This window comes from Psychrobacillus sp. FSL K6-1415, assembly GCF_038003185.1.
GTDB classification, from domain to species: Bacteria; Bacillota; Bacilli; order Bacillales_A; family Planococcaceae; genus Psychrobacillus; species Psychrobacillus psychrodurans.
Genome location: NZ_JBBOOQ010000001.1, coordinates 1,112,871 through 1,125,626 on the forward strand (window position 1 = coordinate 1,112,871; position 12,756 = coordinate 1,125,626).

Here is a 12,756-nt window from a genome sequence, read left to right on the forward strand (position 1 = left end):
AATTATTTCTATACTTGTTAGGTTTTTTTGTGTAATCCGTTGAAAACACTGAGTTTTCGTTGTAACACAATTGTTACATAACTGTAAAATTAAAAAGGTTTAAAGAGTGGTAAGATGAGTTTAGAGAAATAATCAGAAAACTTTAAACCTTGGGGGAACACGATGAATTTAAAATCTATGTCGCAAAAAGTCATGGCTATATTAGCATTATCCGTTCTCTTAGTTATATCAACATTCGCAGGAAATACGGAAGCAGCAAGCTCTGTTAATTCATCTGAATTAGTAGCAACAGCTAAGGATTTAATTGGAACAAAATATCGTGGTGGCGGTACAACAAAAGCAGGATTTGATTGTTCAGGATTTGTAAGCTATGTGTACAATGATTTAGGAGTAAGTCTTCCAAGAACTTCTTCAGGAATGTACGCTTCAGGATCTAAAATAGATAAAAGTGATTTATCTTCTGGTGACTTAGTATTCTTCAATACTTCTGGTAGAGGCGTCTCACATGTTGGTATTTATATCGGAGATGGCAAATTTATCCATTCATCCACTTCAAAAGGTGTGAAAATCGATAAATTAAGTGATCCATATTATTGGGGAGATCGTTACGTGGGAGCTAAACGAATTGCTGATGTAACAGTAGCGGTAAACAAATAAAACATATACATATCTGTTCTATCGTATAATCTACGGTAGAACTTTTTTTTTGTTCCCAACATCTTCTTATCGTTTGATAATTCTTTGTTAATTCTGCATAATGAAAAATATATTATAAGTACCCATCGGAAGGAGGAAGGAATTTGAAGTATAACCGTAACGAGTATTTTCGTTATACATTTGAAGAACCTTGCGATGCAACATTTCGTTTAATAAAACAAACTGAAGGCAGTAATGGAGTGGAATTATCAAACAAAGGTATTTGCAAAATTATAGATATCAGTCCAAATGGCTTGAAGATGTTTAGTGAATTATTTATTTCCATCGATCAATTACATCATGTTGAATTACATTTCACTTTAGATACAAATCCTATTTCTATGGTAGGAGAATTTGTTTGGTCCCACCGAAAAGCAGATGGTCATGAATATGGCATAAAGTTAGTTGGGGATAGTGAGAGTGAAAAAATGATTATTGGAGAGCTAAAAAACCGGAGACGTAAAGAGATGGAACTCAGGTAAGTAAAAATTATTACAAGTTTCGACAAAAAATAAATAAAAACTTTAAAATAAGAAGGATATTTTAAAGGTGGTGTTGAAATATATATATAGAGTTAAATTAAAGGAGGAGTTTACATGCTAAACTTTAACATTCGTGGAGAAAACATTGAGGTGACTCCTGCAATACGTGAATACGTTGAAGGGAAGATTGAGAAAGTAGACCGTTACTTCAACGAAGAAATTCAAGCAACTGCAAACGTTAACTTAAAAGTGTATAACGACAAGCAAACAAAGGTAGAAGTAACAATTCCTATGAAAAATTTAACACTGCGAGCAGAAGAACGCAATGCAGATATGTACGCTGCAATCGATTTAATCGTTGATAAATTAGAGCGTCAAATTAGAAAATATAAAACAAAAGTAAATCGTAAGTTCCGTGAACGTGAAGGTGTAGCAACATTTTTTGCAACAATTGATCCACCAGATGCTGTAACAGATCATACTGAAGAAGATGAATATAATATCGTTCGTACTAAACAGTTTGACCTAAAACCGATGGATCAAGAAGAAGCAGTACTTCAAATGAATATGCTTGGTCATAATTTCTTCATCTTCACAGATGCAGAATCTAATGGGACACATATTGTTTATAAGCGTAGCGATGGAAAATATGGTTTGATCGAAACAAACTAAGCGTCTAAAACCAAAAACCGAACTCTCCTCATTACGAGGAGAGTTTTTATCGTTTACATGGGATATTAGCGAGTAAAATGATGGGTGGTCTAAGTAATCAGAACCACTTTTTACTTATGCATTATGCATATAAGTCTCCAAATGCATTCAAAATAATAGTGTACCTTATTTGCGTGCCTTTAGAACGAATGGTAAAATGGAGAGTAAGACTAAATGGGAAGTGAAAATAGATGCTTGGAGTATTAAATAAAGTGTTCGATTTAAATAAACGTGAACTAAAACGCCTAGAGAAAATTGCGGATAAAGTAGAAGCATTAGAAAGTAAAATGGAAGCATTGTCTGATGAAGAGTTACGAGCGAAAACAGAAGAGTTCCGTGGTCGCCATTCAAAAGGAGAAAGCTTAGATAGTTTATTGCCAGAGGCATTTGCAGTAGCACGCGAAGGATCTAAACGTGTTCTTGGAATGTTCCCTTTCCGTGTTCAAATTATGGGGGCGGCTGCTCTTCACGAGGGTAATATTGCGGAGATGAAAACAGGGGAAGGTAAAACACTAACTTCAACTATGTCTATTTATTTAAATGCGATTACTGGTCTCGGTGCGCATGTTGTGACGGTCAATGAATACTTATCTAGCCGTGATGCTGCTGAGATGGGACAATTGTATAATTTCCTAGGATTAAGTGTTGGATTGAACTTAAATTCATTGTCTAAAGAAGAAAAGCGTGAAGCTTATGCGGCGGATGTTACATATTCTACAAACAATGAGCTTGGGTTCGATTATTTACGAGATAATATGGTGTTGTATAAAGAAGATAAAGTTCAACGTCCTCTTCACTATGCAGTAATCGATGAAGTTGATTCCATCTTAATAGATGAAGCGAGAACACCTTTAATCATTTCAGGACAAGCCAACAAAGCAGCACTTCTTTATAAACAAGCAAATGCATTTGTGCGTACATTAACAAAAGAAGTAGATTTTTCTTATGAAGAATCCACAAAAGGTGTAACACTAACTGATACTGGTGTAGAAAAAGTAGAAAAAGCTTTCAATATAGATAATTTGTTTGATTTGACTCATGTTCGTTTAAATCATGCTGTTAATCAATCATTAAAAGCCCATGCTTCCATGCATTTGGATGTCGACTATGTCGTTCAAGAGGGCGATGTTGTAATAGTCGATTCATTCACTGGTCGTCTAATGAAAGGTCGTCGTTATAGTGATGGTCTTCATCAAGCGATTGAAGCAAAAGAAGGCTTAGAAATCCAAAACGAATCGATGACAATGGCTACGATTACTTTCCAAAACTTTTTCCGTATGTACGATAAGCTGTCGGGAATGACTGGTACAGCAAAAACGGAAGAAGAGGAGTTCCGCAATATATACAACATGAATGTTATTGCGATTCCAACAAACCGTCCAATTGCAAGGGATGACCGCGCAGATTTAATCTATGCATCCATGAATGGTAAATACGAAGCAGCAGCTGCTGATATTGCAGAGCGCAACAAAAGCGGTCAACCAGTTCTAATTGGTACTGTTGCTATTGAAACCTCTGAAATTATTTCTAATTTATTAACCAAACATGGTATTAAGCATAATGTATTAAATGCCAAAAATCATGAACATGAAGCGGAAATTATTGCAACTGCTGGTCATCTAGGATCTGTTACGATTGCAACAAATATGGCTGGTCGTGGGACAGATATTAAACTAGGCGATGGAGTAGTTGAAGTTGGTGGTTTAGCAGTAATTGGGACGGAACGACATGAATCTCGTCGTATAGATAACCAACTACGTGGACGTTCTGGTCGTCAAGGAGATCCTGGGGTTACTCAATTCTATTTATCAATGGAAGATGAATTAATGCGCAGGTTTGGCTCTGATAACATGCGTGCCATGATGTCGAAGCTAGGTATGGATGACACTCAACCAATTCAATCGAAGATGGTATCCCGTGCAGTAGAATCAGCGCAAAAACGGGTAGAAGGAAATAACTTCGATTCACGTAAGCGTTTATTACAATATGATGATGTACTACGTCAACAACGTGAAATTATTTATAAAGAACGTAATGAAGTATTAGAAACAGAAAATATGCGTGCACTTGTTGAGTCAATGTTATTCGGTGCAATTGAGCGTTTAGTTTCTTCCCATACAAGCTCTGAGAATAAGGCTGATTGGAGTTTGAAAGGAATTGAAGATCATATTCAAGCGAACTTATTGCCTGAAGGTGTAATAACACAATCGGTATTAGAAAATTTATCTTCTGAAGAAATGATCGAAAAAATCAAAGAAGAAGTAATTCGATTCTACGATGCGAAGGAAGAAGAAATGACTGCTGAACGTATGCGTGAGTTTGAAAAAGTAGTATTACTTCGTTCAATTGACTCCAAGTGGATTGATCATATTGATGCAATGGATCAACTTCGCCAAGGAATCCACTTACGTGCATACGGGCAAACAGACCCACTTCGTGAATATCAAAGTGAAGGATTTGCCATGTTCGAAGCAATGGTCGATTCCATCCAGGAAGACGTTGCAAAATATGCGATGAAAGCTGAAATTCGGAATAACCTAGAACGCGAAGAAGTAGCAAAAGGGCAAGCTGTAAATCCGAAAGAAGAAAGCGGTCCTGTGAAGAAAAAACCAGTACGCAAACAAGTTTCTGTCGGACGTAACGATCCATGTCCATGTGGAAGCGGTGAAAAATTCAAAAACTGTCATGGAGCAGTGCAATAATAAAGTAAAGTGAAGCGTCTATGCAAAGAGATACAGTCTAAGTTCGTGGAATCCTGTATCAACCTCTGAAAGACCCACATAATGTGGGTCTTCGTTAAGATTGGAAAGGGATGCAGCTAATGTCATATTTTAATTTATATAGTATGCCATTAGTCATAAAGTAGTCTCACTGCATAAACACGAACACTCATGCTAATGCTACAGTACAATATTGGTATGAAATCAAGAAAGTCGGAGGAACAACAAATGATAGAAATTGCAACAGTACGTAATGAATTAGATAGAACTTCAGGCAAGTTAAAAGACTTTAGGGGGTCTCTTTGACTTAGAAAACAAAGAGGTCCGAATTCAAGAATTAGAAGAGCTAATGACATTTCCTGATTTCTGGGACGATGCACAGGGAGCTCAAAAAGTGATTAATGAGACAAATGCATTAAAAGCTATTGTAGAAGAGTATCGTAATCTTGAATCCACTCAAGAAGACTTAGAGATGACTTTGGAATTAATAAAGGAAATGCCTGATGAAGAGCTGCAGGAAGACCTTGGTAACGAATTAAAAGATTTTACAAACAAGCTTAGTGATTTTGAATTGCAAATGTTACTTAGCGAGGAATACGATAAACATAATGCAATTTTAGAATTGCACCCTGGTGCTGGTGGTACGGAGTCTCAAGACTGGGGATCTATATTGTTACGTATGTACCAACGATGGGCAGATAAACGTGGCTTTAAAGTGGAAACAATCGATTATTTACCTGGAGATGAAGCTGGTATTAAGTCGGTAACTTTACTCATCAAAGGGCATAATGCATATGGCTATTTAAAAGCGGAAAAAGGCGTTCATCGTCTTGTTCGTATTTCTCCTTTTGACTCTTCAGGACGTCGTCATACTTCGTTTGTTTCATGTGAAGTAATGCCTGAGTTCACAGATGAAATCGAAATTGATATTCGTACTGAAGATTTGAAAATTGACACGTATCGTGCAACTGGTGCTGGTGGTCAGCATATTAATACGACTGACTCAGCAGTTCGTATTACACATTTACCTACAAATACAGTTGTTACTTGTCAATCAGAGCGTTCACAGATTAAAAACCGTGAGCATGCGATGAAATTATTAAAATCTAAACTTTATCAGCTGAAAATCGAAGAACAAGAAGCGCAATTATTGGAAATCCGTGGAGAACAAAAAGAAATCGGCTGGGGAAGTCAAATACGTTCTTATGTATTCCATCCATATTCGATGGTAAAAGATCACCGTACAAATGAAGAAAGTGGTAATGTTCATGCAGTTGTAGATGGTGAAATTGATCCGTTTATTCACGCTTACCTACGTTCAAAAATAAATTAATAGACGTTTTAAACACCGATGTTATAATTATATAATATCGGTTTTTTTATTTTTCAGAATATTAAGGATAGGGGAAGTAGAAATGAATATTAATGAGTTGAAAAACGAAGATTTAAGGAGAAAAAACTTCATTTTATTTTTAGCCTATGGATTGGCTTCTGGGTTAGCTTTATTAGTACAAATTATTATTCAAGAGAAAACCGTGATTATTGTATCACTTGCAATTCCATTTATAATATCAGTCATCATGTATTTATTTGCAAGGAAAGCATCAGCTATTGCACTTATTTTTCCCTATTTTGTTATCCTCGCAGGAGCAATTACAGCATTAAGTATGAGTTTTTTTAATGTCGTGAGTGTTGCCACAATTGTATTAGCTTTATTTATCCTAATTTTAAGTAGTTTGCATTCTAAACAGAGTATTTTTATATTCGGTTATATTTTGTCGGTAATAGCTATGATTAATAATGTAATAATGGACAACTCAGGTATATTTGAAGGTAGAATCGTCAATATTTTTCTTATACAGTTCGTTATGGCACTTGGGATTTTCCTACAAGTAAGACAAAGTAAAAAGTTATTCTCTAATGTCGAAAAGCTAATAGAAGATGCTAAGGTGAAGTCAGTTGAAGATGCTTCCTTACATCAAAAATTAGAAACCGCTGTATCTGTTATTACGACTAATTTAGAGCAAATTCGCACTAATACATTTAATACCAATAATGCGCAGGCAGAAATGCTTGTTGCTGTTGGAGAAGTTAGTATTGGTTCTCAAAAACAAGCAGACCACGTAGTTGAAATTGTAAAAAATACAGAGGCAACTTCTGATTCTGTTAAAGAAATGGCCGGACATTTGCATGAAATTGTTAAACAAGCAGAATTAGCAGAACGGAATGCTTCGGATGGTTCTGCGGTGATGGAGAAGATGAAATATGAAATTGATCAATTTACAGTCTTTTTTGTAGAATTAAATAAAACGTTTAATGGACTTTCTGAAAAAATTAATGAAACAAATAATTTTGCAAGTGATATTCGCCAAATTACTTCACAAACTAATCTTCTAGCCCTAAACGCCTCAATAGAAGCTGCAAGAGCCGGAGAACTAGGCAAAGGATTTGCTGTCGTTGCAGAAGAAATCCGTAAACTTGCAGGAGTAACCGATCAGTCACTGGAAAAAATAGATGATAATTTGAATCAATTAAATAAATTCAATCAAGAAGCTCTTAATAAGCTAGAAAATGGAGTGAACCAGATATACGCTCAAGTAGCAACAGCTGATAAATCGAATAAGTCATTTAACATACTTCATGAAACAATGAAGAATTTACAAAACGAGTTAGCTAAATTCTTACACGATGTGGATGTCATTTCAAATAATACAGAATCCATTAATATTAGTACCAATGAGTTCGCCGCAATTATAGAAGAAAGCACAGCCACTGTAGAAGAGTTCAACGCAACACTTGTTCAGATAACCGAAGATCAACAGGCAAATGCCAAATATATCGATCAAACCTACAAAGAAGCACAGAGCATTAATAAAATATAGCTGCTACTAAAAGCATGTAGAGATACATTATTGCTCATGTATAAATTACTAATGTTGAGAGATAACATATATATAATCCAAAATCCTCTACTTCATTCACTTTACCTAGTCAACACGCTATCTTGTTGAAGTTCACAAATTACTTCTCACTTGTTATACTAGTGCAGGCAAATACAAGTATTTAAGTGAAAGAGGATAAGAAATGGAAACTAATTATAATCGTAGACAATATAAAGAACCACATCCCCTCATAAAAAATTCAAAAGATTATGTTTATGTAATTGTTGGCGCAGCTATTATTGCTTTAGCATTTAACGTCTTTTTATTACCAAACCAAATCGCTTCAGGTGGAGTTAGTGGGATCAGTACAATTTTAAAAGGAGTTTTTGGTTGGGAGCCAGGACTTGTGCAGTATGCTTTTAATATTCCTTTGTTTATATCAGGACTTATCTTTTTGGGAGCAAAATTTGGTATTAAATCCTTAGTTGGAACATTAGTGCTGCCAGCAGTGGTGTTAGTGTCTGCTAATTGGGAACCATGGACGATGAATCCATTACTTGGCGCGTTATTTGGCGGAATTACTGTTGGCCTTGGTTTAGGCCTAGTTTTTAGAGGCGGTGCGTCCACAGGTGGAACCGATTTAGCTGCTCAAATAATTACAAAATATACAGGATTTTCTCTTGGGACAAGTGTCCTCTTATTAGATGGATTAATAGTACTTAGTGCAGCAGTCGTTTTCGACATTGAGAAGGCTCTTTATGCGCTAATAGCATTGTTTGTTACGACAAAAACGATTGATCTTGTTCAATTAGGGTTTAGTCAATCCAAAATGATTTATATTATTACGAATAAACAAGATGAAATTAGAGATGCTATATATACCGAGATAGATCGCGGTGTAACAAAACTTCCAGCTTATGGTGGGTACACGAATATAGAAAGACCAATTTTAATGGTTGTGGCATATCAGACAGAGTTCACAAAGTTGAAACATGTCATTAAAACTATTGACCCTGCTGCTTTTGTCATAGTTTCGGACGCCTATGAGGTACTGGGAGAAGGTTTCAAAAGATCTTAACTAAGGTATAATATTTATGCAAACTAAATTCGATTTAGGGAGGTAGTAACATGAACAAGAAACTTTTAGCTTTAATATTAGGAGCAGGGTTAGTACTAGTAGCATGTGGTGGCGGTGATGATAATGCCGATAAAGATACGGATAAATCAACAGACTCAGGTACAACAACTGAAACAGCCTCTGTAGATGCAGAAAAGATAGTTAGTGCAAAATGTATTAGCTGTCATGGCCAGAATTTAGAAGGGCAAGGTAACTTCCCAGCTCTAAATAATGTAGGTTCACGCTTATCAGAAGATGAAATTTTGAACGTTATTGAAAACGGTAGAGGTGCTATGCCTGGTGGAATTATTTCTGGTGATGACGCTCAAGCAGTAGCAGAGTGGTTAGCTGCTAAGAAGTAATTATAGTGAAAATCAAACCTAAATATGGAATCAGCTGCTCTTATTGAGTAGCTGATTTTTTTATTGCTATAAAAGAAGGAATCTCCACGATTGGTGTAGAATGTATGTTGAAGAAGGGTATAAAGTAGGTAAGAGAAATTTACTATTTAGGCTAAAACGTAGGTTTGTTTTCAAAAAAACTACCTATATTTACCTACAAATTGAAATCTATTTGTAACAAACAAAAGCTCTTCTAATGTTATAATAGGCGTGTTGCATTTTATGACGAATCTAATTAGGTGGTTTATAATGATAGAAATGATAAATGTCTACAAAAAATACCCAAATGGTATTGTTGCCGCTAACGGTATTGATGTAAAGATTGAACAAGGTGATTTTGTCTATGTAGTAGGACCAAGTGGAGCAGGAAAATCGACATTCATCAAAATGATGTATAGAGAAGAACGCCCGACCTCTGGAGATATTTTGATCAATGGTACAAATTTAGCAAGTCTCAAAAACAGTAAAGTACCATATTTAAGACGTCAAATTGGTGTAGTATTCCAAGACTTTAAGTTATTACCCCGTTTGAATGTTTATGAAAATGTGGCGTTTGCATTAGAAGTTATTGAAGAAACACCAAAAGTAATACGCAAAAAAGTTATGGATGTGTTAGAGTTAGTAGGTTTGAAACATAAAGCAAGAATGTTCCCTACAGAGCTTTCAGGAGGAGAACAGCAACGTGTGTCGATTGCTCGTTCAATTGTGAATACTCCACAGCTAGTAATTGCAGATGAACCGACAGGAAATTTAGATCCAGAAACTTCATGGGAAATTATGAATATATTTGAAGAAATAAATGCTCGAGGAACAACGATTATTATGGCAACTCATAATAGAGAAATTGTTAATACTATTAGACACCGTGTTATAGCAGTTGAGGGTGGATTAATCACTCGAGACGAATACGGAGGAGAATACGGTTATGAAGGGTAGAACATTAGGAAGACACTTCAGAGAAAGTTTAAAGAGCATCAGTCGCAACGGGTGGATGACATTTGCTTCCGTAAGTGCAGTAACAGTTACATTGTTACTTGTTGGAGTGTTCGTCATGATCATGATGAACTTAAACAAAATAGCAGATGATTTGGAGAAAGACGTAGAGATTAAAGTCTATGTTGAGTTAACAGCAGATGAAGCTTCTATAACAAAACTAGAGCAAGAGATTAAAGAGACAGCTGGAGTAGCAGAAGTAAAATATTCTCCAAAAGGTGATGAATTAAGTAAATTAGTAGTAGATTTTGGAGAAGATTTACGATTATATGACCAACAGAATCCATTACATAATGTATTTTATGCTAAAGCTACAAATCCTCAAGAAACCGAAACAGTCGCAAAGAAATTAGATCGTCTCGATAATACGTTTGAGGTGAAGTATGGAGAAGGAAAGATAGAAAATTTATTCTCGTTCTTGAACACGGGTAGAAACGTTGGGTTAGTACTAATTCTAGCATTGCTATTTACAGCAATGTTCCTAATTTCTAACACGATTCGTATTACTATCGTTGCAAGAAGAAGAGATATTGAAATTATGAAATTGGTTGGAGCAACGAATTGGTTTATACGTATTCCATTCATCTTAGAAGGTATGTGGCTTGGAATTTTAGGGTCTATTGTTCCTATCACGTTAGTAACAGTACTCTACTATAATATTTCTAACTTGCTAGCACCAAAATTGAAACAAGGAAAATTATTTGAACTGCTAGATTTCTCGCCATTTATTTATCAAGTAAACGGCTTGATCTTATTAATGGGCGTACTCATAGGCGTTTGGGGAAGTTTTATGTCAGTCCGTAAGTTTCTACGTGTGTAGTGTAAATTGAAGGGAGCAAGAAGTGTTGAGAAAACAGTCTAAATGGATGCTAAGAATTATGACGATAGCTACTACAGGTGCACTTTTAATAACAACACCAAGTGCTTTAGCTAATACTCTAGATGATTTAAAAAACGAACAAAAACAATTAGAACAAAAGAAAAATAGTATTGACTCAAATATTAAAGATACAGAAGGCAAGATTGACCAAAACGTATCAAAAATAGATCAAATTTTGGCTCAAATAAAAGAGTTGGATACTAAGATTATTAGTACGGAATCTCAGATTGCTGAAGTGCTAAACCAAATTAAATTAACGACAACTGAGATTGAAAAATTACATGCTTCAATTAAAGAGCTTGAAAGAAAAATTGAAGAGCGTGATGAACTATTAAAAGAGCGAATCCGTGCAGTTCAAGTAAGTGGAGGGTCTGTTAGTTACCTAGATGTATTGCTAGGAGCAAATAGTTTCATCGATTTTATTGACCGCTTTTCTGCAGTCAATACGTTGATGGATGCAGACCGTACCATCTTAAAAGAACAGGCAGATGATAAAGCACAATTAGAAGAGCAACAGGCAAGCCTAGAGAAAAAGCTACAACAACAGGAAGATAGTAAAAATGAGCTTGTAAGTTTAAAGGCATCTCTAGACAATCAAAAGGCTTCAAAAGGTAATTTAGTAGATCAGTTAGAAGTAGAACAGGCTAAATTACATGAAGAAAAAGAAGTATTAGAAACAGAATATGATGAGATTCTAAACTTAAGCCAAGAAACGCAAAATAAAATTGTTGCTGAACAAAAAAGAATAGCAGAAATTGCAAGAAAAGCAGCTGAAGAAAAGAAACGTAAAGAAGCTGAAGAAAGAAAACGTCAGCAAGCAGCGAGTGGCGGTTCTTCTTCAGCCATTCCAAATGTCTCTGCTGGTTCTTGGACTAGACCTGCATCTGGACGCTTCACTTCTGGATATGGTAGTCGAACACACCCGATACATGGTGTAGTAAAAACTCACTATGGTATTGATATTGCAAACAGTACTGGTACTCCAGTAGTATCGGCTGCAGATGGAGTTGTTTCTTATGCTTCTCCGCTCAGCACATATGGAAATGTAATTATGGTAACTCATTCCATTGACGGTCAAATTTTTACTTCGCTATATGCGCATTTAAGCAGTATTAAAGTAAGTAAAGGACAAGTTGTGTCGAAAGGGCAGATTATCGGTGGAATTGGTACTACTGGTAACTCTACTGGACCTCATTTGCATTTTGAAATTCATTTAGGAAACTGGGAAGGTATGGCGAAAAACTCTGTTAACCCATTAAGATATATTTCCTTATAATATTTAAACAACGCTTCTCCATTCATGGAGAGGCGTTGTTTTTTTAGAATTAAAAAGTCTTAGAATTTAATAGAGTATTTCTACTACAATTCTCATAAAAGTTCTAGATAACGGTAAACAGGGAATACTATGATTTCCGTTTCACGCGGACGCTTTCCGCGGGCGGTCCGTGAGCCTCCTATGGAGTCTCGCCTGGACACGCAATTCCCGCTGGAGTCTCCACGTTACACTCCAATCAATAAGTGAGTAGCTATTACTTTATAATTGAACCGAATTAGTACTATAAAACAATAATTAGATTAAGTTGATAAAAGAGAGAACAGCAGTGCTCATTCATATAGTTAGGATTTTTACTTTTACATGGAGAAATCTCTGTTACTTTCTTTGGTAATTTGGATACTTGCTCTCATGTGATCAATACTTGCATTATACTTCAAGATACTTGTGTATATTGATTGTTTACTTGCACTCGATGTAGATTCACATAAGTGATAGGGATTTTATCCATTTATTTGTTATCTTTTATTAATTCTTTCCTTTAGAAATTCAACTTTATATCATCAGTGAAAAATAGGATGTGTGCCTTCCAGGCCGCATG

At 35.6% G+C, this 12,756-nt stretch carries 11 protein-coding genes; all 11 read left to right on the top strand.

The features are described 5' to 3' along the window. The first annotated feature begins 162 nt into the window (after positions 1 to 162). On the top strand, positions 163 to 657 hold the full coding sequence (locus MKY60_RS05145) for a C40 family peptidase (protein WP_093494249.1): 495 nt from the start codon (positions 163 to 165) through the stop codon (positions 655 to 657). A gap of 143 nt (positions 658 to 800) precedes the next feature. Further along, positions 801 to 1,178, top strand: a complete 378-nt coding sequence (locus MKY60_RS05150) for a PilZ domain-containing protein (RefSeq protein ID WP_093494250.1) — start codon at positions 801 to 803, stop codon at positions 1,176 to 1,178. A 114-nt stretch (positions 1,179 to 1,292) separates the two neighbouring features. After that, positions 1,293 to 1,850, top strand: coding sequence for a ribosome hibernation-promoting factor, HPF/YfiA family (gene hpf, locus MKY60_RS05155; protein ID WP_093494251.1), 558 nt, complete (start codon positions 1,293 to 1,295; stop codon positions 1,848 to 1,850). 230 nt (positions 1,851 to 2,080) lie between these two features. Continuing rightward, a complete protein-coding gene (secA, locus tag MKY60_RS05160) occupies positions 2,081 to 4,591 on the top strand; it encodes a preprotein translocase subunit SecA (RefSeq protein WP_241595631.1) in 2,511 nt (836 codons plus the stop codon). A gap of 246 nt (positions 4,592 to 4,837) precedes the next feature. Further along, positions 4,838 to 5,942, top strand: a protein-coding gene (prfB, locus tag MKY60_RS05165) for a peptide chain release factor 2 (RefSeq protein ID WP_418939770.1) whose coding sequence is annotated in 2 segments (ribosomal slippage) — positions 4,838 to 4,903 and positions 4,905 to 5,942 — 1,104 coding nt in all. Because the reading frame shifts where the segments join, the coding sequence is not laid out codon by codon here. Positions 5,943 to 6,024: 82 nt separating this feature from the next. Then, positions 6,025 to 7,491, top strand: coding sequence for a methyl-accepting chemotaxis protein (locus tag MKY60_RS05170; RefSeq protein WP_340928966.1), 1,467 nt, complete (start codon positions 6,025 to 6,027; stop codon positions 7,489 to 7,491). A 202-nt stretch (positions 7,492 to 7,693) separates the two neighbouring features. Next, entirely contained in the window at positions 7,694 to 8,569 is an 876-nt protein-coding gene (locus MKY60_RS05175) for a YitT family protein (protein WP_090563299.1), read from the top strand. Between the two features lie 50 nt (positions 8,570 to 8,619). Continuing rightward, a complete protein-coding gene (gene cccB / locus MKY60_RS05180; protein ID WP_340928968.1) occupies positions 8,620 to 8,970 on the top strand; it encodes a cytochrome c551 in 351 nt (116 codons plus the stop codon). Positions 8,971 to 9,258: 288 nt separating this feature from the next. Continuing rightward, positions 9,259 to 9,945, top strand: coding sequence for a cell division ATP-binding protein FtsE (gene ftsE, locus MKY60_RS05185; protein WP_090563293.1), 687 nt, complete (start codon positions 9,259 to 9,261; stop codon positions 9,943 to 9,945). Beyond that, positions 9,935 to 10,822: a permease-like cell division protein FtsX gene (ftsX, locus tag MKY60_RS05190; RefSeq protein ID WP_340928969.1), complete on the top strand. Its 888-nt coding sequence runs from the start codon at positions 9,935 to 9,937 to the stop codon at positions 10,820 to 10,822. The genes ftsE and ftsX overlap by 11 nt, the downstream gene beginning before the upstream one ends. Positions 10,823 to 10,844: 22 nt before the next feature. Beyond that, complete coding sequence (locus tag MKY60_RS05195; protein ID WP_340928971.1) at positions 10,845 to 12,158, top strand: murein hydrolase activator EnvC family protein; 1,314 nt, start codon at positions 10,845 to 10,847, stop codon at positions 12,156 to 12,158. The last annotated feature ends 598 nt before the right edge of the window (positions 12,159 to 12,756 follow it).